Here is a 24,682-nt window from a genome sequence, read left to right as displayed (position 1 = left end):
GTGGTAACTTATGTTAACAGCAAAACGATATAATATGCAAGGTGAACTTATAGGAGAAGTTGATCTTCCTGAAGGCATCTTTGAAGTGGATGTTAATGCTCCTAAGATTTTACTCAATGAAGTAGTTACAATGTTCCTTGCCAATCAGCGTCAAGGCACAGTGCAAAAGAAAAATAGAAGTATGACTGCTGGAAGCACGCGTAAACTTTTCCGGCAAAAAGGAACAGGTAATGCCAGAGTGGGAACTCGTAGAAGTCCTATTCGGGTGCATGGGGGAAAAGCGTTTGCTATTTATCCCAAAGATTGGTATCGTAAAATTCCCCGCACCAAAAAACGCCTCGCTTTGAAAGTTGCTTTAACAGACCGTGCTCGCGAAGGCAGAATAATGATTGTAGATAATCTAAGTTTTGAAAAACCGAATACTAAACTTGCTGTGGAACTTTTAAACAAAATTATACCGGAAAAAGGTTATAAACTGATTGTAACTGATGGTCACCATATTCCAACCGTTAAAAGTTTTGCTAATTTGCCTGAGGTTATGACGGACAGAGCAGATAGTTTGAATGCTTATGAAGTGCTTAAAAGCAGTTATATAATTATGACTGATGAAGCTCTGAAAAAAGTGGAGGAGGTATTCAACAAATGATACACCCACGCAATATCATAATTAGCCCTATAATCACTGAAAAAAGCAGTAACCAGGTTCAAAATGAAAATACTTACAGCTTTAAAGTGAGCAGTAATGCTAATAAAATAGAAATCAAAAAAGCTATTGAACGCATTTTTGCTGTTAAAGTTCTGGCAGTGAATACTATTCGCTATAAAGGGAAACCCAAAAGCTTAGGTAAATATAACGGCAAAAGGCCTGACTGGAAAAAGGCAATAGTAACCCTGCGCGAAGGTGATAAGATTGCCGATTTTGAAGTTTAATGAGGTGAATAATGGGAATTAAAAAATACAGACCAACAACTTCCTCCCTCCGTTTTCGCACCGGTCATACTTTTGAGGAGATAACTAAAAAGACCCCCGAAAAGTCATTACTGAAACCGAAACATAGAACCGGAGGTAGAAACAATTCCGGAAGAATAACCTGTCGTCATAGAGGTGGAGGTCACAGACGCCACTATCGGATAATTGATTTTAAACGAGATAAAATTGGGATTCCGGCAAAAGTTGCTGCTATAGAATATGATCCCAATCGGACAGCCCGTATTGCTTTACTGCATTATGTGGATGGCGAAAAAAGATATATTGTTGCTCCCGATGGTTTGGAAGTTGGAGCTAAAGTGATGAGCGGTCCCGATGCTGAAATTGCAGTGGGAAACGCTATTCCTTTGGAAAAGATACCCTTGGGAAGCGTTGTTCATAATGTAGAATTGAAAAGAGGAAAAGGTGGTCAGATAGCTCGTAGCGCTGGAACTTTTGCTCAGGTTGTAGCTAAAGATGGCGATTATGTTCATATTAAAATGCCTTCCAATGATGTGCATTTAATTCGGAAGGAATGTCTTGCTACTATAGGAAGCGTCAGCAATCCGGATCATTCTTTAATTCAAATTGGCAAAGCCGGACGTAAACGCTGGATGGGAATTCGTCCTTCAGTTCGTGGTGTAGCAATGAATCCTGTAGATCATCCTATGGGCGGAGGTGAAGGAAAAACCTCCGGAGGTGGTCATCCTGTTTCCCCTTGGGGTAAACCTGCAAAGGGTGGAAAAACACGGAAAACCCATAAATACAGCGATAAATATATCGTGAAAGCAGTTAAGAAATAGAATAAGGATAGAGAAAATGGCACGTTCAATTAAAAAAGGTCCCTTCGTTGATGCTCATCTGCTGAAGAAAGTAGAGGTGCTAAATGCTGAAGGTAAGAAAAGCGTAATTAAGACCTGGTCTCGCCGTTCTACAATAACTCCTCAATTTATTGGTCATACTTTCAGTATTCATAACGGACATAAATTTGTTCCTGTTTATATTACTGAAAATATGGTAGGTCACAAATTGGGTGAATTTTCTCCAACCCGTACCTACAGGGGCCATAAAGAAAAGAAGAAAAAAGTTACGAGATAGGGAGAGAGAAATGGAAGCGAAAGCAAAACTTTGCTATGCTCGCGGTTCAGCAAGAAAGGCACGATTAGTGTTAGATACAATTCGCTATAAACCTGTAACAGAAGCACAAAATATATTGCGTTTTTCACGCCGTAGAGTAGCAGGAACGATAAATAAATTATTGGCTTCTGCCATAGCCAATGCTCAACATCAGGATCCTAAAGTTAATCTGGATAAGATGTATGTAATAACTGCCACAGCTGATGAGGGTCCGCAAATGAAACGTTATATGCCCCGAGCCATGGGAAGAGCTTATATGATTAGGAAACCGACCTGTCATATCTCCCTGGAAATACAAACAATAGAAGAAGAATAGGAGGAAAACCTTGGGACAAAAAATACATCCCGTTCTTTACCGTCTCGGTGTTAATAAAGAAACAGAATCCATCTGGTTTGCTCAAGGAACCTCGTATGTGGATTTTCTTCAGGAAGATATTAAAATCCGGAATTATATTCGCAAACGCTTGAGTGACAAGATGGTTTCCCGTGTGCAGATTTCGCGTAAAACAAGTTCAATAATAATTGATATTTACACTGCCCGTCCAGGTTTAGTGATAGGCAAGAAAGGTGAAGATATTGATAAGCTGCGTAATGAACTTAATGTTTTTATTAACAAAGACCGAAAAAATCCGATCAGTGTGTCTATCAACATTGAACCGATAGATAAAATGTGGTTGGATGCTCGTTTGGTGGCACAAGAAATTGCGCGCCAACTGGAAGAGCGAATTTCTTTCCGCAGGGCTATGAAAATGGCTATTCGTTATGTTATGAAAGAAAACGCTCAGGGTGTTAAAGTTCAAGTTTCCGGTCGCTTGGGTGGAGCTGAAATAGCACGCTCAGAAAGATATAAACAAGGCAGAACCCCGCTTCATACTCTTCGTGCCGATATTGATTATGCCAATGTGGAGGCAAATACTACTTATGGTGTTATCGGTGTTAAGGTTTGGATTTATAAGGGTGATATACTTGATTAAAGGAGATATGTAATGTTAGCACCTAAAAAAGTAAAACATCGCAAAATGATGAAAGGAAGAAGGAAAGGTCTATCCTGGACCGGATGCAACATCTCCTTTGGTGATTATGGATTAATAGCCCTTGAGGACTCATTTATTACTAGCCGCCAAATTGAAGCATGCCGTATTGCCATTACTCGTCATATGAAAAGAGAAGGCAAGGTCTGGATTAGAATATTTCCCGATAAGCCCATTACCAAAAAACCTGCCGAAACGAGAATGGGAAAAGGTAAAGGCGCTCCAGAATATTGGGTAGCAGTAGTTCGTCCGGGAAGGGTTCTTTTTGAAATTGAAGGTGTGGATGTGAATGTTGCTAAAGAAGCATTGCGTTTAGCAGCGCACAAACTTCCGATTAAAACACGCTTTATTGCTCGCGAAGGAGTAGAATTATGAAAATAGAGGAAATTCGCGATTTAAGCATTGAAGAATTGCAGGCAAAACTGGAAGAATTACGCATAGAGCTTTTTAATCTGCGTTTTCAAAAGACGAAAAACCTGCTGGACCGTCCAGACCGTATTCGTAATATCCGACATGATATAGCTCGGATTTATACTATTTTAACAGAAAGAGAAAAAGAGAAAAAAATCTGAGGTGATAAGTGGCAACAACACATAAAATGATTAAACAGGGAATTGTCGTAAGTGATAAAAATGATAAAACCATCGTGGTCCGCGTGGAACGTCAGTTTATCCATCCGTTATACAAAAAAACCGTGCGCCGACATAAAAAATTTATGGCACATGATGAAAATAACTCTGCCCACGAAGGTGATATTGTTCAAATTATGGAATCACGTCCATTGAGTGCACGAAAACGCTGGACTCTGCATAAAATTGTGGAAAGAAGCAAATAAAGGAGTTTGAAAAGATGATTCAGGTTCAAACAATGTTAAATATCGCTGATAACTCCGGTGCCAAGAAAGCTATGTGCATAAAAGTTCTTGGTGGAACACAACGCAAATATGCTTCAATTGGAGATGTTGTAGTTGTAGCAATTAAGAGTGCTACTCCGGGTGGAAAAGTGAAAAAAGGTAGCGTAGAAAGAGCTGTAATAGTTCGCACTCGCAAAGAATTGCGTCGTCCTGATGGTTCTTATATTCGTTTTGCCGATAATGCAGCTGTTATTATTGATGAAAAACATGAACCGAAAGGAACGCGTATTTTTGGTCCTGTAGCCCGTGAACTGCGTGAAGCACATTATATGAAAATAGTATCTCTGGCTCCGGAAGTTCTGTAGGAGGAAAGGTGGCAAAGAATAAAATGCGTTTTAAAAAAGGTGATCTTGTTAAAGTTATTGCGGGTGATGAAAAAGGTAGGAAAGGTCATATTTTGAAGGTCTTTCCCAAAACCGGAAAGGTTATCGTGGAAAAAGTGCATATGATTAAAAAGCATGCCAAACCCACACAGCAAAATCCTCAAGGTGGTATTATAACTATGGAGGCACCTATTGACGCTTCCAATGTAATGCTTTTCAATGAAAAACTGAATGCTGTTTCCAAACCGGTTTATCAAGTTCGCGAAGGACGTCGTATCCGAGTTTGCAAAAAGAGCGGTGACGAACTTTAGAGGAGAAAAATAAATGAACCGTTTGAAAGAAAGATATAAAACCCAGGTTATGGATAACTTAATGAAAAAGTTCGGTTACAAAAATCCGCATCAGGTTCCCCGATTAGAAAAGATTGTAGTTAGTATGGGAGTGGGACAGGCAACTCAAAATAAAGCTATTTTAGATAATGCCGTTAAGGATATGGAAACGATTTGCGGTAGAAAACCGGTAGTTACAAAAGCTCGAAAATCTATCTCTAACTTCAAACTACGCAAAGGAATGCCTATTGGTTGCAAAGTTACTTTGAGAAATGAAGTGATGTATGAATTTTATGATCGCTTAATCTCTATAGCAATACCACGAATTCGTGATTTTCGCGGAATTCCGGCTGATTCCTTTGATGGCAGAGGAAATTTTTCTTTTGGTTTAAAAGAACAGACAGTATTTCCGGAAATTGAATATGACAAGATAGATATGATTCGGGGATTAAATATAACCATAGTTACCACAGCTAAAACCGATGAAGAATGCCGCGCTCTTTTGCAAGAGCTGGGTATGCCCTTCCAGAAAAACGAATAAGGAGATATATATGGCAAAAAAATCACTCATCATCAAACAGCAAAGAACCCCTAAATATAAAGTAAGAAAATACAATCGCTGTAAAATTTGCGGACGCCCACGTTCCTATATGCGCGATTTTGGAATGTGCCGTTTGTGTTTCCGTAAATATGCATCTGAGGGCCAGATACCTGGAATCACCAGAAGTAGCTGGTAAAATAATAGGAGGAAAATAATGAGCGTTAGTGATCCGATAGCTGATGCATTGACTAAAATTCGCAATGCATATCGTGCCGGACATACACAGGTGATTGTTAACCATAATAAACTGATTGAAGCATTGGTCAACATCCTTGCGGAAGAGAATTTTGTAAATAGTTTCCAGGTTTTGGATAAAGACCCGGAGCATAAAATAAACTATAAACGAATTTTAATTATTCTTCGCTATACGAATGCCGGAGAACCTGTAATACAAGGAATTCAGAGAATTTCCAAGCCCGGAAGAAGGGTTTATGTGAAAGCCGATAAACTGCCTTGCGTTTATAATAATACCGGTTGTGCAGTTATTTCTACCAGTATGGGTTTAATGGTAGACCGTGATGCTCGCCTAAAAAATGTAGGCGGCGAATATATTTGTAAGGTTTGGTAAGGGGGAAAAATGTCACGAATTGGAAGAGCCCCGATCAAATTACAACCTGGAACGCAAGTGGATGTAGTGGATAACAAAATTACCGTTAAGGGAAAATTGGGAGAATTGAATTGGTCTTTGCTTCCCGGAATTACTGTTGAAGTAGAAGAAAACCTTCTGAAAGTAAAAAGAGCAGACGATAGTAAAAGCCAGCGTGCTTTTCATGGTCTTAGTCGTGCTTTAATACAAAATATGATTACCGGTGTTACAGAAGGATTTCAAAAGATATTGCATATCTATGGAACAGGTTATTCTGCGGAAGTTGTTGGACCATGGCTAAAGCTAACTCTTGGTTTTTCCCATGATATTTTGTTACAAATTCCTGAAGGATTGGAAGTTACTGCAGAAGCTGTTCCGCGTTCTAAAGGAATGCGTTCCGATTTTCAAAGTATAATTACTATCAAAGGTATTGATAAACAGTTGGTAGGCGAATTTGCTGCCGAAGTTCGCGGTTGCCGTCCTCCCGAAAATTATAAAGGGAAAGGCATACGGTATTTTGATGAGTATGTTATAATTAAAGCTGGAAAAGCCGGAACCAAATAAGGGAGAGTGGAAAAAGATGATAACTTCAAGCTGTAAAATTAAAAGAGACCTCCGAAACCGTCGTCATTTATCTATTCGGAAACATGTAAGCGGAACTCCTGAACGTCCTCGTTTAGTAGTTTTTCGTTCCCTGAAGAATATATATGGTCAAATTATAGACGATACACAGGGTGTAACTTTAGTTTCAATGTCTACCATTGCCAAAGATATTGGTTCCTTAGCCGGAAAGAAGAAAACAGAACAGAGCTATGAAGTAGGCGTAAAACTTGGAGAAAAAGCACTTGCTGCAGGAATTACAAAAGTTACTTTTGATCGTGCCGGATACAAATATCACGGCAGAGTGAAAGCCCTTGCTGAAGGTGCCAGAAAAGCTGGTTTGGAATTTTAAGGAGCAAAAATGAATTACGAACAAAATCATTCAGATGAAGAAAAATTGATAGAAAAGATCGTTGAAACAAAGCGTGTTGCCAAAGTTGTTAAAGGAGGCAGGAACTTCAGTTTTACCGCAATAGTTGTAGTTGGTGACAAACAAGGAAATGTTGGTGTGGGCAATGGCAAAGCAAACGAAATTGTGGATGCTATCCGAAAAGCCAAAGAAAAAGCCGTAAAAAATATGTTTAAAGTTCCGATTGTGAAAGGAACTGTTCCTCATGAAGTTGTAGCTCGTTATGGCGCTTCTAAAGTTTTAATAAAACCTGCAGCTCCTGGCACGGGAGTTATTGCAGGAGGAACTGCCAGAGCCATTTTTGAGGCGGCAGGAATTGAAAACATTTTGTGCAAATCTTTGGGCTCTAACACTCCCACTAATGTAGTAAAAGCTACTATTAACGGTTTGAAATCAATGCGTACTTTATCAGATATTTCACGCTTGAGAAATAAAACAATGGCTCAACTTACCGGTCAGGAGGAGAAATGAAATTGAAAGTTACTCAAACCCGCAGTACTATAAATCGTATTGAAGACCATAAAAAGGTAATCAAAGCCCTCGGTCTGGGGAAAATAGGTAAGAGCCGTATTCATAATGACACTCCATCCATTAGGGGTATGATCAATAAGGTTGCTTACCTCTTAAAAGTTGAAGAACTGAAGGAAGAATAGCGATGTTAACTTTATCCGATTTAGAAAGACCTAGTTGCAAGAAAAACAAAAAACGCTTGGGAAAAGGACAAGGTTCTGGATGGGGACATCAAGCTGGACGTGGTCATAAAGGTAAAAAAGCACGTGCCGGCGGAAATGTACCTCCTCGTTTTGAAGGTGGTCAAATGCCTTTAAACAGAAGAGTTCCAAAGCGTGGTTTCAAAAATATCTTCCGTGAAAATTATCGTATACTGAATCTTTATCGTTTACAGGACTTGGATGTTACTGAACTTGATATTCCTACGATGGAAAAGCTGGGTTTAATTCCCAGTAAAGGCAAAAAGGCAAATGCACCGGTTAAAGTTCTGGCTGGTGTAAAAGAGGAATTCACTAAAACCGTTACTATTAAAGCCAATGCTTTTTCTCAAAGAGCAAAAGAGATAATAGAAAAGAACGGTGGTAAAGCGGAGGTAATGTAACTTGTTCAAAACAATAGGTAATATGTTCCGGATTCCGGACTTAAAGAAGAAGATCTTATTTACAGCTCTCTTTCTGGTTTTATACCGTTTGGGAAGTTTTATTCCGCTTCCCGGAGTGAATGCCACTGCTCTAAAAGCTTTTTTTGAAGGTGCTCGTGAAGGTGGAAATACTCTTTTTGGGCTATTAGACCTTTTTGTGGGCGGCAATTTTGAAAGAGCATCTGTCTTTGCCTTAGGGATTATGCCTTATATTACCGCCTCCATTGTGATTCAGCTTTTAGGCAGCATTATTCCCTATTTTGAAAAATTGCGTAAAGAAGGAGCCGATGGCCAGAAGAAACTGAATCAGATTACTCGTTATGGAACAGTTGCATTGGCTGCTTTTAATGCTTTAACTATTACAATGTGGCTTACTAATCTTTCCGGGGGAGTTGTGCCGCGTCCAAATTTCTTGTTTCATTTAACAGGCATAATAACTTTGGTTACGGGAACGATGATTGTTATGTGGATTGGGGAACAAATTACCGAACATGGAATTGGTAACGGTATTTCACTAATCATTTTTGCCGGTATTATTGCTCGTTATCCTGAAGGTTTTGTAAGGATGATTCAAAAAATATCGGTTGACCCCAGTTATACCTGGAAAGCAATTGCAGCCGTTGTTTTAATGGTTTTGGTTACAGCTGCGGTTATTTTTGTTACCGAAGCAGTACGAAAAATTCCGGTTCAATATGCCAAGCGGATAGTGGGAAGAAGAGTTTATGGTGGTCAAAGTACCTATATTCCTTTGCGGGTGAATACTGCTGGAGTTATTCCTATTATCTTTGCTCAGAGTGTTTTAATGTTTCCAGCAACGATAGCGGCTCTTTTAGGAGGGGATAGTCCTTTTTGGACTACCTTGAAAAATTGGTTGTCACCAGGAGCTGTTTTATACACAATTTTATATGTTGGGCTTATTATTTTCTTTGCCTATTTTTACACTGCCATTGTGCTCAATCCTACAGAAATGGCAGAAAATATGGTTAAATATGGTGGTCACATTCCTGGGAAAAAACCCGGTAAAAAGACCGCTGAATACATTAACAGTGTTCTTGTTCGGATAACACTTCCGGGAGCTATTTTCTTTGCCTTTATTGCCTTGTTGCCGGAAATAATGAGCAACCGTTTAGACCTACCTTTTTATTTTGGAGGAACAGGTCTTTTGATTGTGGTTGGTGTAGCTTTGGATACTTTGCAACAGATTGAATCCCATCTTGTTATGCGTCACTATGATGGTTTTATGAAGAAAGGTAAATTAAGGGGACGCTCCATTTAAGATGATATATATCAAAACGCCTGCAGAGATTGAAAAAATGCGCAAAAGTTGCCGCATCATTGGTGAATTATTAGATGCGCTGGAAACCATAATCCGTCCTGGAATCAGCACTTTGGAAATAGATAAATTCGCTGAGGATTTTATTGGCAGCAGAGGTGGCAAACCTTCCTTCAAAGGATATCGGGTAGATGGTTTACCTCCTTTTCCAGGTTCTATTTGTGCCTCTATAAATGAGCAGATTGTTCATGGCATTCCCAGCGCCAAAAAGATTTTACAGGAAGGTGATATTATCGGTATTGATGTAGGAGTTGTTTTGGATGGTTATAATGGAGATGCGGCAAGAACTTATAGAGTCGGCAAAATATCTGCTGAAGCAGAAGAACTTTTGCAGGTGACTAAAGAAGCGCTGGAAAGAGGAATCTCTGCCGCTATTCCGGGAAACCGCGTGGGCGATATTTCTTATGCAATTGGTTCTTTTGTTGCCTTTAAGGGTTATTATGTTGCAGATAATCTTACGGGTCATGGAGTTGGACGCAATTTGCATGAGGAACCACAAATTCCGAATACAGGAAAACCGGGAAGAGGTCCTCGTTTATCTGCAGGTATGACTTTAGCCATTGAGCCAATGGTTAATATTGGCACGAATCGTGTGTTAGAGAATGGTTGGGAATTTAAAGTGGCTGATAATAGTTTATCTGCCCATTTTGAACATACCATTTTAGTTACCGATGGCAAACCAGAAATTTTAACAGTTGCTGATTGAGGAATATTATACTATGAGTAAAGCTGGTGTTATAGAAGTGGAAGGTGTTGTAACCGAAGCACTTCCCAATACAACCTTTCGTGTTACTTTGGAAAATGGCCATGAAATTCTAGCTCATTCTTCCGGAAAAATGCGAATGAACTATATCAGAATTCTGCCTGGTGATAAAGTGAAGGTTGAACTTTCACCCTATGACTTAACTCGGGGCAGAATCACCTACCGCTATAAATAATTATAAATGATTGCAAACAGCCATCTTGGCTAAAGCAAGGAGATGATAATGAAAGTGAAAGCTTCCGTTAAAAAAATCTGTAAGGATTGCAAAATTATTAAACGCAACGGTATTATCCGGGTTATTTGCAGTTCAAACCCAAAACATAAACAGAGACAGGGTTAAGGAGGAAAAACTTGGCACATATAGCAGGTATTGAACTTCCCAAAAACAAACGTCTGTTTATAGGGTTAACTTATATCTATGGCATTGGCAGGTCAAGTGCCAGAGAAATTTGTAAGAAGGCGAATATTGATGAAATGAAAAAAGTAGCCGATCTTACGATGGAAGAAGAAAAAATCCTACGCGACATAATTCATAATGAATATGTGGTTGAAGGAGCACTTCGCACTCAAGTAGCTATGAATATTAAACGCTTGATGGAAATTGGTTGTTACCGCGGTTTACGCCATAAACGCGGACTTCCTGTCCGGGGACAAAGAACGCATACTAATGCCAGAACCAGAAAAGGTCCTCGGGGCAGTACAATTAAGAAAAAGAAATAGGAGAAATTATGGCTACTAAAACAAGAACCAAGAAAAAAAGAGTGCGTCTTGCTTTTGATGAGGGACTTTTCTATGTCCATTCCAGTTTCAATAATACTATTGTTACTTTAACCGATCGTGCAGGAAATGTTCTTGCCTGGTCAAGCGGTGGAAAAGTTGGTAATAAGGGCTCTCGTAAAAGTACACCTTTTGCAGCTCAAGTTGCCGCTACAGAAGTTGCTAAAGCAGGTCTGGATATGGGAATTCAGAAAGTTGGGGTGATTGTTAAAGGTCCCGGTGGAGGCAGAGAATCCGCCATCAGGGCTGTAAATGCTGCAGGAATGAAAGTTACAATGATTAAAGATGCAACTCCTATTCCGCATAATGGCTGTCGTCCACCCAAAACCAGAAGGATATAAGGAGAGTAACAAATGGCTAAATATACAGGACCCAAAGCAAAAATATGCCGTAAATTCGGGGAAAATATTTATGGCAACGCCAAATATGATAAAATACTCAGCAAGCGTAAATATCCTGCCGGACAGCATGGCAGAAATTTAAGGCGTAAGCTTTCTGATTATGGTTTGCATCTTAAGGAAAAACAAAAAATGCGCCATACTTATTGCTTAATGGAAAAGCAATTCAGTAACTATTTCAAAAAAGCTGCCAAAGCACCTGGAGTTACAGGCGATAACTTATTGCAATTATTGGAACGCCGTTTGGATAATGTAGTTTATCGTATGGGTTTTGCCGTAACAAGAATGCAGGCACGTCAGTTTATCAATCACGGTCATTTTTTAGTTAATGGCAGGAAAGTGGACATTCCTTCCTATTTAGTTAAGGCAGGAGATATTATTGAAGTGCGACCCAAAAGTAAAGGTATGAAACCTCTTTTGGAAGCAATGGATAAAACAGAAGTTACTTCGCCATATTCCTGGATGAGTGTTGATAAAGAAAATTTCCGCGGTCAATTTAATTCAATTCCCGCAGTAAGCGAGATTCCGGTCACTTGTGACCTGCGTCTTATTGTTGAATTTTATTCCAAATAAGGCGCTATAAGCATAAGGAGCAGCTATGATGTATCTTGAACCTTTACAAATGCCGAATGAAGTTGATTACGATAAAGCATCGTATTCACGCACTTACGGCAAGTTTGAAATCGGTCCTTTGGAACCGGGATATGGCACCACAATAGGAAATACCTTGCGTCGGATTTTGCTCTCTTCCATACAAGGAGCCGCTGTTCGGTTCGTTAGAATTGAAGGTTTGCATCATGAATTTTGTCCTATTCCGGGAACAAATTCTGATTATATAGATTTAATTCTACGGTTAAAACAGCTCGTTATCTCTTCCAGTTCTGTGGAAGAAGTTCCTCTGGTTCTTGAACATAAAGGAAAAGGCGTAATAACTGCCTCTATGATTCAGGAGACCGCTTATGTGAAAATTATCAATAAAGACCTCTATCTGCTGGAAGTTGTTGATGATATTGATTTTCGTTTGGAAATGATTGTAGGTATAGGGCGCGGTTATGTTTCAGCAGACAGGCAAAATCCTGAAGGTAAGGCAGTTGGTTTTATTCCTGTAGATTCCATTTATTCACCTGTTCTGAAAGTGAACTTCAGCGTTTCCCATCAACGGGTGAAAGAGAGAATGAATTTTGACCGTTTGATTATGGAAATTTATACGAACGGAGCCGTAGAGCCATCTATTGCTCTATTTCTTGCGGCTAAAATTTTGAAGGATATGGCAGCTAAGATATCTCTGTTTGAAATTGAACCACAATATATTCGGGATATAGAATTAGACCCCGAGTTGGAAGAAAAAGAACGCATTCTGAAAACAAGTGTGAAGGAAATTGAACTTAGCGTTCGTGCTGCCAATTGTCTGGCTCAAGCAAAAATTGAAACCATTGGCGATTTGGTTTCCAAAACGGAAGCCGAAATGCTAAAATTCCGTAATTTTGGCAAAAAATCACTGGAAGAAATAGTTCAGAAACTGAAGAAATATGATTTACATCTCGGTATGGATGTTGAAGGTATCTATCGTCAAATTAGAGAAGCCAGAAGCAGAGGAGTAATTCCTGCCGAAGAAAAAGAAATTCCAGCTCCGGAAACAAAGACAAAAACCAAACCGAAAACCAAAGCAGTTGCTGAAAAACCAGCACCTAAAGAAAAAAAGACAGCTGAATCTGTAACTACTGCAACGGTGCGTAAACCCGTTCCCAGTTCTAAAAAGAAGGTGGAAAAATGAGACACAGAGTTGAAGGAAGAAAATTTGGTCGGGAAAAAGATACCCGCAATTTGATGATGAAAAATCTTGTAAAATCAATGATAGAACACGGACAACTGAAAACAACCCTCCCTAAAGCTAAAGAATTAAGAGGATATGTTGAACGTGTTGTTACTTATGGTAAAAAAGATACAGTCCACTCCAGACGTCTGGCTTATAAAGTATTGGGCGATAGAACACTGGTAAAAAAACTATTTAACGAAATTGCTCCAGCTTTTGAAGGTCGTAACGGTGGCTATACACGTGTGTTAAAAGCTGGTTTCCGCAAAGGGGATAATGCGCCTATGGCTATTATTCAATTTGTGGAAGAATCTACTGTGAAACCTAAAAAGGATGCCATCAAAGCTAAAGACCTGAATTAATAAAAAACTCTCATTAACTACACGGATTTGGATTCACAAAGAGATAAAGAGAATTAATGAAGAATGGGGAATTGAAAATGGAAAATGGAAATTTGAGAATGTAAGTAAGTCAGGAGTCGTCATCGCTGAAATAAATTATTGCCTATCCTCAAACTTATTTAGCGATGAGGACTCGTGACGACTTTGATTATGTAGCTGGAGGACGCTGTTCCTCCGCAATTTTTAGCCACCGAAAATCCCCAAAATATACTCTCACAGATTTCAGGGATATTTTTGGTTAATAGGTCAGGGATGAACAAGGAAAAAGGGATTTTAGGGTTATTTTTATTTATATTCAAAAATATTATGCTTTCTGTTTATGCCAAACCGGAATTCGGCATCCCATTTATAAATGTACCTTATAACTATTTCCAAACCATAGTTGGGGCTTATTTTCTGCATAATTATTGGTGGTAGATATAGAGTGGCTTATCTCGGTAATTTGCCAAGAGGCGTCAAGATATTGCTAACGCAGATAATTAAGTATGATGCTTTTCCTAATGATTGAAATTCTCGTCAACCCCTGTCAACCAAGCATAGAATCATATTATTTCTTAAATGAAAGGACCCTTGTCATTTCTACGCAAGCAGGAATCCTGATAAGTTCCGATATAATAATTGCATTTTCCAGATGAAAACTATATTATTCCCGTTTTTTTACATCGGGCAAACCGAGAATACTGAAAACACCGAGATATTTTTAGGGTCTCTCATTATATTCATTTTTTATGCTTCATTCTTAATCCACTATTTACCTGCAGCAATAGAAACCATTTTTCCCGGCACCACTATTATCTTTTTAATGTTCAGTCCCTGCAGAAAGCGCTGCACATTTTCAATTTCCAGGGCTTTGGTTTTTAAGTCCTCCGTATTAATGTCAATCGGAACTTCCAGTTTGCCTCTTATTTTTCCGTTTACCTGAACCACATAAGTAACAATATTTCGGGTTAAGTATTTTTCTTCATATTCAGGAAGTCCGCATTCATTCAGCATTTTTTCATTTCCCAATATCTGCCAAAGTTCTTCCGCAATATGAGGAGCAAAGGGATAAAGCATTTTAGGCAAAGTGACGCAGGCAAAAGCATAAATCTTTAATTCCGCAGAGTTCAATTTATCCGGTTCTTTAATTTTCGCTATAGCATTGAGAAATTCCATACAGCTTGCAATAGCGGTATTGAATTGGAGACGCTCTAAACAATCCTCTCTCCAGCGAAATATGGCATAATGGGTTTCATAACGCAAGTTATATATTTCCTCTGAAAGAGGTTCAGAACTTTCACCTGTCTGCAAACCGAGTTTTATGGTTTCCAAATTACTTTCAACCAAACGCCAGACCCGGTTCAAAAATCTGAAGGCACCCATAATTCCATCATCACTCCATTCCACATCTTTTTCGGGGGGTGAGGCAAAAAGCAAAAAAGTGCGTAAAGTATCTGCACCAAAGCGATCTATAATATATTGCGGATCAACTACATTACCTTTGGATTTGCTCATTTTGGCTCCATCCTTTGTAACCATCCCCTGTGTAAGTAAACGTGCAAAGGGTTCATCACAATTTACCCAACCCAAATCCCGCATAAATTTGTGGAAAAAACGGGCATAAAGTAAATGCATACAGGCATGTTCAATTCCACCAATGTATTGATCTACGGGAAGCCAATAATCAGCCAGTTCTTTGCTAAAGGGCTCTCTATCGTTATTCGGATCGGTATAACGAGCATAATACCAACTGCTGTCTACAAAAGTATCCATTGTATCCGTTTCTCTTTTTGCTGGAGTTCCGCATTTCGGACAGGGCACATTTATCCATTCCGGAACGCTCAAAAGCGGATTTTTGGTTGTTCTGCCTACTTGGACATTATCCGGCAATTTAACAGGTAAATCCTCATCGGGAACTAATACTATCCCACAATGCGGACAATGAATAACCGGAATAGGATTTCCCCAATAACGCTGACGCGAAATACACCAATCCCTTAAACGATAACTAACGGTTTTTTCACCCCAACCATTTTCCATAGCCCAATCGGTTATTGCCATTTTGGCTTCTTCACTATCCATTCCGTTGAATTTATCGGAATTAGTCATTATTCCGGGTTCTATATATGCTTCTTGCATCTCTTCAATTTTTAAGGACATATCGGGTTTTTGAATCACTATTTTAATTGGGATATTGTATTTTTTAGCAAACTCAAAATCGCGTTGATCGTGTACCGGAACAGCCATAACTGCTCCCATTCCGTAATCCATAAGCACATAATTAGTAATCCAGATTTGAATTCTATCGCCATTAAAAGGATTTATAGCATAACGACCACTAAAAATGCCTTCTTTAATTGTTTCCTCAGAACTGCGCATAACTTTATCCTCATTAATAACTTTATGGCAAAAATCCTGCAGTTCTTTATTATCCGGTTCTTCCCTCAGCCACTGTTGAACTAAAGGATGCTCCGGTGGCAACGCCATAAAAGTTACCCCGTAAATAGTATCCGGACGGGTGGTAAAAATCGGTATTTTTGCGTTTGTTCCTTCCAAAATAAAATCAATTTTAGCACCTTCCGAACGTCCTATCCAATTCTTTTGCATCGTGATCACTCGTTCAGGCCAATCAATCACTTGGGAAAAATCCAATAGTTCTTCCGCATATTCCGTAATCTTGAAATACCATTGTTCCAGTTCTTTCTGCTCTACAATGTTTCCACAGCGCCAACAATGACCATCCACAACCTGTTCGTTAGCCAACACGGTTTGACATTGTTCACACCAGTTCTGAAAGCCCTTCTTACGGTAAACTAAACCTTTTTCGTATAATTTCTTGAAAAGATATTGTCCCCAACGATAATACTCCGGACGACAAGTGCTTATTTCTCTGCTCCAATCAAAACCAAAACCCATACTGTCAAATTGAATACGCATCGCTGCTATGTTTTCTTCAGTAGTAAGGCGCGGATGAGAATTGTGCTCAATCGCAAAATTTTCCGCAGGCATCCCGAAAGCATCATAACCAATGGGTTGCATCACATTGTAACCTTCCATCATTTTCAATCGCGAAATCACATCGCCAATAGAATAATTGGAAATATGACCTATATGCAAAACTCCCGAAGGATAAGGAAACATTGACAATACATAATATTTGGGCTTGGAACTTGTATCAGGTGCATTAAATATCCCTCTCTCACGCCAAATATTCTGCCATTTCTTTTCAATTTCACTAAATCGGTATTCCATTTTATCTCTCCCGGTGTATCATTTTATCTTATAATACCTTGCAAAATTTGGGAGACCGCATAATTGTCAAGCAAAAGCTGTAAAGGAATTTTGACTTACAATTTTCAACCTAACCGATGAAAATGTTCCTCCCGGAATGCATTTACTGGGTGTGCGGGTGAAGAATAATGCCGGCTACTGGAGTTTGAACGAGTATAAATTTATTTATCTGTCTTCTTATGCTCAACCTGCCATAAATAGTGTCTGCTGGTATTTTTCCGATTCCGGAGCCAATCCCGATGAGGTTTATACTTATGCAATAACCAATCCGGCAAAGGATATTACAGTAGCATTGGATGCAAGTATTGTTCATCTGCAACAGGATGGAGAATATCAGCTTGTTTTGTATACAATCAATGCTCGCGGACAGAAAAGTATGCCCGAATATAAATTCTTTACAGCCGATTTTAGTCCTAATAATGTTGTTCTATCCATCAATGGAACTAATCTGACCCTAACTTCCTTTATCCAAATTCATTATTTTCCCAACATCAACTCAATCTTTAGGATGGGTGAAGGATGGGAAGATGATGAGTGGATGATAAGTTACAGTCAAGTTTAAACTAAGAAAACAAATCAGTGAAATAAACCCAAGAAATGTAGACAAATTTTGGGAAAGCAGTTGAAAATCGTGGCTCAAAACTTTTCCCATAGTTAAAAAAAATAAGAGATAAGAGAAAAAGTAAATTTTTTACTTGACATCATTTAATACATTCGTATGATGTCATTCAGAAAATATGAGGTGATTGTTATGGATTTGTTAACCAAATTAATTATCATCGGACTTGTCTTAATTTTAGTTGCTATCATAGTAAAAAATATATTCTTTATGCCTAAGAAGAAAAACATACAAAAAGGAGAAATAAATATGGAACCCCCTCGTTATTATCAACAACCTAATATGAATGCTCAGTTCAATCCGTACCCCATGCAATCTTTCTACCAACCAGTTAACTATCCTGGATTAAAAACGATTTCTGTAATCTTTCAAGTATTTGCTATCTTAGTGTTTGCTGCCAGTTTGGTTGGAGCTATAGTTATTTTTTTACTATTTCTAGATTGTGGGCTATTGGTTTAGCTGTATTAGTAACAGGAATAGTATATGCTTTGATTTTATTAGCAATAGCTGAACTTTTTAAAGTATTTGCCGATATTTCTATCAGTACCAGAGCTACGCTTAATCAAGTTATTGATGCAAATATAAGAAAAGTAGAGACAGAAAACAAGCAATAATCACATTTCAGACGGTAAATTAAAAGATTTTTTTACCAATTTTAACTTTGCCCAAGTGCAAATTATAAGTTTTATATTCTCTTAATTAGATAAACCTATAATACAATATCCAGATTGATAAATCAGTAATAAATAGAAAATTTGTAAAAAAAAGCTATATAGTCAGATAATAACTGTGAAACAACAAGAAAGCCCGCAGGGCGAAACAGTTATAGCGATGGGTGCGTAAGCCCCTCGTAAGTTTAAACATATAGAGATTTTTTAAACATTTTCAAACTTTTGTAGAGCCCCCCAAGGGCGACACTTTTATTTTGAACTTGTTTTGGCTCTTGGGAAAATTTTAAGTGTCGCCCTGAGGGGCTTTTTGGACAAGGTTTTGAGAAATAAATTAATAATGATATTACTCTTTTCCCAAGGGGCTTACGCACCCATCGCTATAACTGTTTCGCCCTGCGGGCTTTTAAATTTACAAGATAAAATTTATAAGACAGTCACTTCTCTTTTACTATATATGTACTATCATAATGGAAAATATATAAGATACAATGAAGGATTATAGGTTGGCAAAACTATATTCATCCATAAGTGCGGAATGACAAATACAAGCATAGTAAATAATAGTTCCTTTGTAATTCCTGTGAAAGCAGGAATCCATATCAAAATCACAAAAAGTAATCTCATTTTCCATAGTAAAACTTTATTATCAACCCCTCCTTCTATCCTCTATTTCTTAGATAATGTTAACTATTTATCCCTGCAATAACAGAATGCTAAAAAATTCATATTGTTATTTTTGTGCTTGACAACAAGATTAGAATCAAAAAATATGAAAAAAAATTCAAAAAAAGGAGAAATGTTATGCGAGTTTTGGCAAACATTCTGTGGCACTTCCCGTTCTGCGGTTTTATGACCGCCCTAACCGCTTATATTGTTGGCGGACTTTTTTTTATTTCTGTAATTGGTGCACCTATTGGCTTAGGTCTTTTCCAATTTGGCAAATTTTTGTTAGCTCCTTTCAGTTATTCAATGGTCAGCAAAAAAGACCTGAATATTGAGCAGAATAAAGCTTGGAAAACCTTTGGAATAATTGCTACAATTATTTATATTCCTTTTGGATTGGCTCTTTGCTTTGTAACGATTTGCCAAATTGCTGGTTTATGTGTTACAATTATCGGTATTCCGGTAGCAGTGGTATTAGCAAAAAGTTTGGGAACCTATTTTAATCCTGTTAATAAGCAATGTGTTCCTGTAGCGGTTGCTAAGGAAATTGATAATCGGAAAAGCCAAAAGCAAGTTAACGATTATTTAACAAATAATTAGTTATTTATCGGACAATTTAAAAGGAAGAAGTCAGGAGTACTCACTGCCAAAAACTCTTTTTCATATTTATGCTGAGTTATGGCAGTGAGAACTCGTGACGAATTAGTTTTTCTAACATATTTCACTGACATTAGTAGGTTTTAACTTACTATTTTCACCTGCCTTCAAGGTAACCACTCCTCCGCATTTATTTTCACTTACAACCGCTCTACGACTGGTTTCCAAACCGAAAAATCGTGAGTAAAAACAGAAAGCCATCCAGAATATTTACGCTATTTCTCTCCCAAAATTGTTGTTTAATAGTTCCTGCTTTTTTGCGCTATACGGCGGATGAGATTCCCATATCATTCCCATATCGCGATAAGGGAATGATATGGGAGTCATATCGGAATTTAATTGAAATAATTTCGGATTTTCTTTGGGAATGATATTTATTCAATTTTGCTACTGTTTGCCGTGTATTGAGATAGCAGATTACTTGACAAATAAAGAAAGTGCTGAACCGTTTTTCTATGAATTTGTGGCTGCATTTTGTTTTTACTCACAATTTTCAGATTTGTAGACCAGCTAAAAAGCGGTTGTAAGTGAGTAAAGAATGTGGGATGTAGCTACATTGAAGGCAGATGAAAATTGTGAGTCAAAACTGCTCTCTGTTTATATCGTGTATTTTCCGAGGGGCTTACGCACCCATCGCTATCAATGTGTCGCCATGAAGGGCTTTTTTTCCGGAAGAACGATGTTCTCATCTTTCAATGATAACCCAGGTGTTTCGTTACAGCTTGCCTTTCGGTTAATAAATAAAGCGTAAGATGTATTTGACGAGGATGTCAATCTTCCTGCATAACAATAGTTTGAACCAACAGCGAATATTTTCCTTGTCTGAAATGCAATTATTTCTAAAAAGGAATCAATATCCAAAGTGAGATAATAATTTGGAGGCAAAAAAGAAAACAATATGGAACCGGTAATTATTTCTGCTTCCCGGGCTACAGACATCCCCGCTTTTTATTCCGACTGGTTAATTGCGCGTGTTAAAGAGGGTTATTTAAAATGGAAAAATCCTTTTAATGGTCAGCTCCAAGATATCTCCTTTGCTAAAACCCGACTTTTTGTGTTTTGGAGCAAAAATCCTTCTCCTATGCTAAAAAACCTCTCTTTCTTTGATGAGAAGGGTTATAATTACTATTTTCAATTCACCCTGAATGACTATGAAAAGGAAAATTGGGAGAAAAATCTGCCTTCTTTGCAGCAACGCCTAAATACCTTTATTGAACTTTCTGAACTTATTGGCAAACAAAAAGTTATCTGGCGTTTCGATCCTCTTATTCTCAGTGCTAAATTGCAGCCCGATGAACTCTTAAAACGCATTGAAAATATTGGTGACCAGCTCTATAAATATACAAACAGGTTAGTTATCAGCTTCATAGATATAGAAATTTATCAAAAAGTGAAACGCAACCTCAATGCTTTACCCGATAAAATTCAGGAAATTGATACTAACACAATGCACTATTTTGCCCGGGAACTGATGCGACTAAACCAAAAATGGAACTTAAAAATAGCTACCTGTGCCGAAAAGATTGACCTGCAACAATATGGAATTGAACATAACCGCTGTATTGATGACCGCTTGATTATTGAACTCTTTTCTGCTGATACTGAATTAATGAACTTCTTGGGCTATAGGCCCACTGACCAGACAGATTTTTTAACTGGCAAAAACGAAAAATCTTCCTACAGCTATAAAAAATTGAAAGATAAAGGACAACGCAAATTCTGCGGTTGCATAAAAAGTAAAGATATCGGGCAATATAATACCTGCCCTAATGGCTGTGTATATTGTTATGCCAATTCGGGAAAAGGGTTAGATAGTAAGATAATGATAGAGTGAGATGGAAATTTAGATTACTTCTAAGTTGTTTTGCAAGTCAAGAAAAGGAAAGAGGTCTGGAAGTAGGTTTAAAGTTTATCAGATATTTTCTATGTAATTAAAAGTGAAACAAAGGGATAATTTTAGGTGCATTTTGAAGTATGGAGTCATTGGCACCTATATAATTATCAACAGGGTAAAAGTTATCAAGGCGCAAATGACTCCTGACTTAATTATACCCTCTTATTATAATATGTAACAATTTATCAACTATCCTGCATTTCATTTTAAAGAAGCGGATAAAGAACTTGACAAAATAGAGCCATCAAATAGAAAAGAAAAAGTGTATTACACTATAACAACAAGTTATTTAGAAAAACAGGAACAGGTATTTCAGGCATTATTGTTTATAAAGTAAGCAGCTTTATATTTGCTCTATTACCCAAAAAGAGGTTATAATGGATAGTATTACGAAATTTCAGGAATTACTGAAAGGTCTTTTTCAATTTGAAACATCGGATTTGGATTTCGGTATTTACCGCATTTTGAATTATAAAAGAGACAGAATTAAAAAGTTTATTGAAGACGACCTCGTTACCAGAGTTAAGAATTCCTTTGCCAAATACGAAAAAGAAATTGATAAAAATCTGGATGAACAAATTGACAAGCAAAAGAAGGTAATAACCGAAAATATTGGGATTAATTCTTTTACACCTGCAGGCGAAATTATAGAAAAATATGCCGATTCAAACTTAGGGAAAGAATATACGAAACTACTTGAACGGAAAAAGAATATAGAGCAAATTGAGGAAATTAAACTCCAAGTATTTAACGACTTGTTTAATTTCTTTTCCCGCTATTATGAAGAAGGTGATTTTGTTCCCCAATACCGTTATTCCAATAAAAAATTCAAATACGCTATTCCTTATGACGGAGAAGAAGTAAAATTATACTGGGCAAATTATGATCAGTATTATACCAAAACCGGTGTCCTTTTTCGGGATTACACTTTCAAGGCAGTAAATCATAGAGTTATCTTTCGTATTGTTGCTGCCAAAGAAGAATTGGGCTCTAAAAAGGCAACTAAAGAAAGGTTTTTTGTTTTGGATGAAGAAAATCCCTGGCAACTACAAAACAATGATTTGCTTATCTGCTTTCAATATAGAGAATTAGAGGAAAAGGAAGTTAACGCTTACCAAGTGGAAGGAGGCAGCAATTCCTCTAAACAGGAAAAGATAAATCAGCAGAACTATACTACTATTGTGGAAGGTATAAAAGATATATACACAGCTCATAGTATGCAAAGTGAATATATAAAAATTCAGGAGACATTGCTCTATCAGCTAAACAGATTTACCTCTAAAAACACTAAGGACTATTTCATTCATAAAGACCTCAAAAAGTTTCTTTCCGAACAACTGGAATTCTTCATTAAAGACGAAGTTCTGAATATAGATACCATGGAGCAGGCAAAATTTCTGGATAAACATATCACCCGAGCCAAAGTGGTTAGAGATATAGGAACAGATATAATTGACTTCCTGGCTCAAATAGAGAACTTCCAAAAACGCCTGTGGGAAAAGAAAAAATTCGTTTTAAGCACCAATTATGTTATCTCTTTGGATAGAATCTGCCAATACACGGATAAGGAATTCCTCACCTCTACTATAAAGGAAATCCTGAAAAACCAAAAACAACTGCAAGAATGGGAAGAACTCGGCTTCGGCAAAATAGAAAAAGAAGCAGACCTCTACTTTAGAAAGGACTTAATTGATACCGAATATAAAAAATTACCTCTGGATACAAAATACTTCAGCCCTACTTTCCAAGACACACTTCTGGAAAAATTGACCGAACATATAGACCTGAATGAACTATTGGATGGCTTACTTATCAAAAGCGAGAACTGGCAAGCTCTGAATACTATCTTACCCAAATTTAAAGAACAAATTCAAACCATCTATATAGACCCTCCCTTTAATAAAGAACAAGACGCCGATTACCTTTACAATGTTAAATATAAGGACTCTACCTGGGCAAGTTTATTAGAAAATAGATTGTCCTTAGCAAAAAATATTATGAAAGACAGCGCAAGTATCTTTGTGCGTTGTGACTATAATGGTAATTGGGTATTAAGACCGGTTATGAATTACATATTTTATGAAGATAACTTTAGGAATGAGATTATTGTAAATAAATCAGTAAGGATGAAAACAGAAGGTAAAGTACTACTCTCTTGGCATGATGTTATATTATGTTATTGTAAAAATTCTAATAATGTATTTTTTTGTCATATAACGGAAAATAGGGAAAAACAAGAATGGAGAGCATTGGACATGGAAGGCGAAAAATGGGATATAGTACCTAATGATATGATTAATATGTTCTCCCCCAATAATTTAAAGTATGATGAAAAAGGAAATGTATTGTCTAGGGCAAAAATAATTTTAGGAAAAGAAATTATACCTAGACAAGGCAGGAGATTTCCTAACCAGGTAATAATTAACAAAATGGAAAATGATGGATTACTAAGATATAGTTCCCGAGGAAATCCTCAGATGTTAAAACCTGACATTATATATCTTACAGATGACTGGACAGGTTTTTATGGATATTCATTTAATTGGGATTTCCCCACAGAGAATTCAGAGATACTATTAAAGCGAGTTATAGAGTCCACTTCAGATGAAAGAAACATAGTGATGGATTTCTTTCTCGGTTCAGGAACCACGACAGCTGTAGCACAAAAATTAGGAAGAAAATGGATAGGTATAGAAATGGGCGAACATTTTTGGAGTGTGGTTATGCCCAGGATGAAGAAGGTCTTGTTTTATGACAAATCGGGTATTTCCAAAGAGAAAGATGTTCAAGAAAAGTATAATGAACATAAAGCCGGGGGATTTTTCCAATATCAGGTATTGGAGCAATATGAAGACACTCTGGATAATCTGGAAATTAAAGAACCAGAGAGTGAGCAAATAGATTTGAGTTTATCCGATGAATATTTATTCCGTTACTTTATAGATTTTGAAACAAGAGAAAATTCCAGTTTGCTAAATATAGAAAAATTGAAAACACCTTTTTCCTATAAGCTGAAAGTGAATTTAGAAGAAGTTGGCGAACCTCAGGAAATAGTAGTTGACCTACCGGAGACCTTCAATTACCTTTTGGGCTTGAAAGTTAAAAGAATGAAGGTGCGTAATCAGGGCAGGAAATATTTGTTTATTTCAGGGCAAAAAGGCAGTCAGGAAATAGCAGTTGTCTGGAGAGATTATAATGACAACTGGAATGAGGATGATTATAATAAGGATAGGGATTTCATTATGGAACAATTGAAAGATTGGGAACCGCAAATTGTATATATTAACGGACAGAATAACCTGACTCCGGACTGGGGTGAAAAACGGGTAGAAATTCGCTCTACGGATAGTGAATTTAAACGCTTGATGGGATAAAAAA

Annotated in this window: 36 protein-coding genes; 34 read left to right on the top strand and 2 right to left on the bottom strand. The window is 37.5% G+C overall.

The window, feature by feature from the left end:
• Positions 1 to 10: 10 nt before the first annotated feature.
• The 28 genes from rplD to rplQ are packed head-to-tail and all read left to right on the top strand — an operon-like array spanning position 11 to position 13,491.
• Positions 11 to 646, top strand: coding sequence for a 50S ribosomal protein L4 (gene rplD / locus CLOAM_RS05390; RefSeq protein WP_015424859.1), 636 nt, complete (start codon positions 11 to 13; stop codon positions 644 to 646).
• The gene (gene rplW / locus CLOAM_RS05385) at positions 643 to 930 is read left to right on the top strand and encodes a 50S ribosomal protein L23 (protein ID WP_015424858.1); all 288 of its coding nucleotides are present in this window, start codon (positions 643 to 645) and stop codon (positions 928 to 930) included. Before rplD ends, rplW begins: the two co-directional genes overlap by 4 nt.
• An 11-nt stretch (positions 931 to 941) precedes the next feature.
• A complete protein-coding gene (gene rplB, locus CLOAM_RS05380) occupies positions 942 to 1,769 on the top strand; it encodes a 50S ribosomal protein L2 (RefSeq protein ID WP_015424857.1) in 828 nt (275 codons plus the stop codon).
• A 16-nt stretch (positions 1,770 to 1,785) separates the two neighbouring features.
• Positions 1,786 to 2,064 carry a 30S ribosomal protein S19 gene (gene rpsS / locus CLOAM_RS05375; protein WP_015424856.1) on the top strand — a complete coding sequence of 93 codons (279 nt, stop codon included), beginning with the start codon at positions 1,786 to 1,788 and terminating at the stop codon, positions 2,062 to 2,064.
• Positions 2,065 to 2,074: 10 nt separating this feature from the next.
• Entirely contained in the window at positions 2,075 to 2,419 is a 345-nt protein-coding gene (gene rplV, locus CLOAM_RS05370) for a 50S ribosomal protein L22 (protein ID WP_015424855.1), read from the top strand.
• Positions 2,420 to 2,429: 10 nt separating this feature from the next.
• Positions 2,430 to 3,077 (top strand): 30S ribosomal protein S3, encoded by a 648-nt coding sequence (gene rpsC / locus CLOAM_RS05365; RefSeq protein ID WP_015424854.1) that lies wholly within the window; start codon positions 2,430 to 2,432, stop codon positions 3,075 to 3,077.
• A gap of 12 nt (positions 3,078 to 3,089) precedes the next feature.
• On the top strand, positions 3,090 to 3,509 hold the full coding sequence (gene rplP, locus CLOAM_RS05360; protein WP_015424853.1) for a 50S ribosomal protein L16: 420 nt from the start codon (positions 3,090 to 3,092) through the stop codon (positions 3,507 to 3,509).
• Positions 3,506 to 3,706: a 50S ribosomal protein L29 gene (rpmC, locus tag CLOAM_RS05355; RefSeq protein WP_015424852.1), complete on the top strand. Its 201-nt coding sequence runs from the start codon at positions 3,506 to 3,508 to the stop codon at positions 3,704 to 3,706. Before rplP ends, rpmC begins: the two co-directional genes overlap by 4 nt.
• A gap of 8 nt (positions 3,707 to 3,714) precedes the next feature.
• Positions 3,715 to 3,969, top strand: a complete 255-nt coding sequence (gene rpsQ / locus CLOAM_RS05350; protein WP_015424851.1) for a 30S ribosomal protein S17 — start codon at positions 3,715 to 3,717, stop codon at positions 3,967 to 3,969.
• A 14-nt stretch (positions 3,970 to 3,983) separates the two neighbouring features.
• Complete coding sequence (rplN, locus tag CLOAM_RS05345) at positions 3,984 to 4,352, top strand: 50S ribosomal protein L14 (protein WP_015424850.1); 369 nt, start codon at positions 3,984 to 3,986, stop codon at positions 4,350 to 4,352.
• Between the two features lie 23 nt (positions 4,353 to 4,375).
• Positions 4,376 to 4,681: a 50S ribosomal protein L24 gene (gene rplX / locus CLOAM_RS05340; RefSeq protein ID WP_044279232.1), complete on the top strand. Its 306-nt coding sequence runs from the start codon at positions 4,376 to 4,378 to the stop codon at positions 4,679 to 4,681.
• A 13-nt stretch (positions 4,682 to 4,694) separates the two neighbouring features.
• The gene (gene rplE / locus CLOAM_RS05335; RefSeq protein WP_044278973.1) at positions 4,695 to 5,240 is read left to right on the top strand and encodes a 50S ribosomal protein L5; all 546 of its coding nucleotides are present in this window, start codon (positions 4,695 to 4,697) and stop codon (positions 5,238 to 5,240) included.
• Between the two features lie 10 nt (positions 5,241 to 5,250).
• Complete coding sequence (locus CLOAM_RS05330) at positions 5,251 to 5,436, top strand: type Z 30S ribosomal protein S14 (RefSeq protein WP_015424847.1); 186 nt, start codon at positions 5,251 to 5,253, stop codon at positions 5,434 to 5,436.
• An 18-nt stretch (positions 5,437 to 5,454) separates the two neighbouring features.
• Positions 5,455 to 5,868, top strand: a complete 414-nt coding sequence (gene rpsH / locus CLOAM_RS05325; protein ID WP_015424846.1) for a 30S ribosomal protein S8 — start codon at positions 5,455 to 5,457, stop codon at positions 5,866 to 5,868.
• 9 nt (positions 5,869 to 5,877) lie between these two features.
• Positions 5,878 to 6,450 (top strand): 50S ribosomal protein L6, encoded by a 573-nt coding sequence (gene rplF / locus CLOAM_RS05320; RefSeq protein WP_044278972.1) that lies wholly within the window; start codon positions 5,878 to 5,880, stop codon positions 6,448 to 6,450.
• Between the two features lie 16 nt (positions 6,451 to 6,466).
• The gene (rplR, locus tag CLOAM_RS05315; RefSeq protein WP_015424844.1) at positions 6,467 to 6,838 is read left to right on the top strand and encodes a 50S ribosomal protein L18; all 372 of its coding nucleotides are present in this window, start codon (positions 6,467 to 6,469) and stop codon (positions 6,836 to 6,838) included.
• 9 nt (positions 6,839 to 6,847) lie between these two features.
• Positions 6,848 to 7,366 (top strand): 30S ribosomal protein S5, encoded by a 519-nt coding sequence (gene rpsE, locus CLOAM_RS05310; protein WP_015424843.1) that lies wholly within the window; start codon positions 6,848 to 6,850, stop codon positions 7,364 to 7,366.
• Positions 7,363 to 7,548, top strand: coding sequence for a 50S ribosomal protein L30 (rpmD, locus tag CLOAM_RS05305; RefSeq protein WP_015424842.1), 186 nt, complete (start codon positions 7,363 to 7,365; stop codon positions 7,546 to 7,548). The genes rpsE and rpmD overlap by 4 nt, the downstream gene beginning before the upstream one ends.
• A gap of 2 nt (positions 7,549 to 7,550) precedes the next feature.
• Positions 7,551 to 8,006: a 50S ribosomal protein L15 gene (gene rplO / locus CLOAM_RS05300; protein WP_015424841.1), complete on the top strand. Its 456-nt coding sequence runs from the start codon at positions 7,551 to 7,553 to the stop codon at positions 8,004 to 8,006.
• Between the two features lie 22 nt (positions 8,007 to 8,028).
• Positions 8,029 to 9,321, top strand: a complete 1,293-nt coding sequence (gene secY, locus CLOAM_RS05295; protein WP_044279231.1) for a preprotein translocase subunit SecY — start codon at positions 8,029 to 8,031, stop codon at positions 9,319 to 9,321.
• A 1-nt stretch (position 9,322) separates the two neighbouring features.
• Complete coding sequence (gene map / locus CLOAM_RS05290) at positions 9,323 to 10,084, top strand: type I methionyl aminopeptidase (protein ID WP_015424839.1); 762 nt, start codon at positions 9,323 to 9,325, stop codon at positions 10,082 to 10,084.
• A gap of 13 nt (positions 10,085 to 10,097) precedes the next feature.
• The gene (gene infA, locus CLOAM_RS05285; RefSeq protein WP_018197009.1) at positions 10,098 to 10,316 is read left to right on the top strand and encodes a translation initiation factor IF-1; all 219 of its coding nucleotides are present in this window, start codon (positions 10,098 to 10,100) and stop codon (positions 10,314 to 10,316) included.
• 48 nt (positions 10,317 to 10,364) lie between these two features.
• Positions 10,365 to 10,481 carry a 50S ribosomal protein L36 gene (gene rpmJ / locus CLOAM_RS05280; RefSeq protein WP_018197010.1) on the top strand — a complete coding sequence of 39 codons (117 nt, stop codon included), beginning with the start codon at positions 10,365 to 10,367 and terminating at the stop codon, positions 10,479 to 10,481.
• 11 nt (positions 10,482 to 10,492) lie between these two features.
• Positions 10,493 to 10,861, top strand: coding sequence for a 30S ribosomal protein S13 (gene rpsM / locus CLOAM_RS05275; RefSeq protein ID WP_015424836.1), 369 nt, complete (start codon positions 10,493 to 10,495; stop codon positions 10,859 to 10,861).
• A gap of 8 nt (positions 10,862 to 10,869) precedes the next feature.
• On the top strand, positions 10,870 to 11,259 hold the full coding sequence (gene rpsK / locus CLOAM_RS05270; protein WP_015424835.1) for a 30S ribosomal protein S11: 390 nt from the start codon (positions 10,870 to 10,872) through the stop codon (positions 11,257 to 11,259).
• A gap of 12 nt (positions 11,260 to 11,271) precedes the next feature.
• Positions 11,272 to 11,889: a 30S ribosomal protein S4 gene (gene rpsD, locus CLOAM_RS05265; protein WP_015424834.1), complete on the top strand. Its 618-nt coding sequence runs from the start codon at positions 11,272 to 11,274 to the stop codon at positions 11,887 to 11,889.
• 25 nt (positions 11,890 to 11,914) lie between these two features.
• Positions 11,915 to 13,090 (top strand): DNA-directed RNA polymerase subunit alpha, encoded by a 1,176-nt coding sequence (locus CLOAM_RS05260; protein ID WP_015424833.1) that lies wholly within the window; start codon positions 11,915 to 11,917, stop codon positions 13,088 to 13,090.
• Complete coding sequence (gene rplQ, locus CLOAM_RS05255; protein WP_015424832.1) at positions 13,087 to 13,491, top strand: 50S ribosomal protein L17; 405 nt, start codon at positions 13,087 to 13,089, stop codon at positions 13,489 to 13,491. The genes CLOAM_RS05260 and rplQ overlap by 4 nt, the downstream gene beginning before the upstream one ends.
• A 786-nt stretch (positions 13,492 to 14,277) precedes the next feature.
• On the opposite strand, the gene leuS is transcribed toward rplQ, so the two are convergent.
• Complete coding sequence (gene leuS / locus CLOAM_RS05250) at positions 14,278 to 16,761, bottom strand: leucine--tRNA ligase (protein WP_015424830.1); 2,484 nt, start codon at positions 16,759 to 16,761, stop codon at positions 14,278 to 14,280.
• Positions 16,762 to 16,918: 157 nt separating this feature from the next.
• Here leuS and CLOAM_RS05245 point away from each other — a divergent pair, with 157 nt between their 5' ends.
• Positions 16,919 to 17,362, top strand: coding sequence for a hypothetical protein (locus CLOAM_RS05245; protein WP_044278970.1), 444 nt, complete (start codon positions 16,919 to 16,921; stop codon positions 17,360 to 17,362).
• A 189-nt stretch (positions 17,363 to 17,551) separates the two neighbouring features.
• Entirely contained in the window at positions 17,552 to 17,878 is a 327-nt protein-coding gene (locus CLOAM_RS09965; protein WP_232502656.1) for a hypothetical protein, read from the top strand.
• A gap of 708 nt (positions 17,879 to 18,586) precedes the next feature.
• Here the strand turns inward: CLOAM_RS09965 and CLOAM_RS10060 are convergent.
• Positions 18,587 to 18,721 (bottom strand): hypothetical protein, encoded by a 135-nt coding sequence (locus CLOAM_RS10060; protein ID WP_269764006.1) that lies wholly within the window; start codon positions 18,719 to 18,721, stop codon positions 18,587 to 18,589.
• Between the two features lie 170 nt (positions 18,722 to 18,891).
• Here CLOAM_RS10060 and CLOAM_RS05235 point away from each other — a divergent pair, with 170 nt between their 5' ends.
• From CLOAM_RS05235 to CLOAM_RS05225, 4 genes are all read left to right on the top strand, one after another.
• Positions 18,892 to 19,353: a YccF domain-containing protein gene (locus CLOAM_RS05235; protein WP_044278969.1), complete on the top strand. Its 462-nt coding sequence runs from the start codon at positions 18,892 to 18,894 to the stop codon at positions 19,351 to 19,353.
• Positions 19,354 to 19,948: 595 nt separating this feature from the next.
• Positions 19,949 to 20,161 carry a hypothetical protein gene (locus CLOAM_RS09675; RefSeq protein WP_157860009.1) on the top strand — a complete coding sequence of 71 codons (213 nt, stop codon included), beginning with the start codon at positions 19,949 to 19,951 and terminating at the stop codon, positions 20,159 to 20,161.
• Positions 20,162 to 20,308: 147 nt separating this feature from the next.
• Positions 20,309 to 21,244, top strand: coding sequence for a DUF1848 domain-containing protein (locus tag CLOAM_RS05230; protein WP_015424825.1), 936 nt, complete (start codon positions 20,309 to 20,311; stop codon positions 21,242 to 21,244).
• Between the two features lie 437 nt (positions 21,245 to 21,681).
• Complete coding sequence (locus CLOAM_RS05225) at positions 21,682 to 24,678, top strand: DNA methyltransferase (protein WP_015424824.1); 2,997 nt, start codon at positions 21,682 to 21,684, stop codon at positions 24,676 to 24,678.
• Positions 24,679 to 24,682 lie beyond the last annotated feature (4 nt).

The sequence above is a fragment of the Candidatus Cloacimonas acidaminovorans str. Evry genome (assembly GCF_000146065.2).
Taxonomy (GTDB): Bacteria; Cloacimonadota; Cloacimonadia; order Cloacimonadales; family Cloacimonadaceae; genus Cloacimonas; species Cloacimonas acidaminivorans.
Note: the sequence above shows the minus strand (reverse complement) of the source record. Positions and strands in the feature narration are given on the sequence as shown.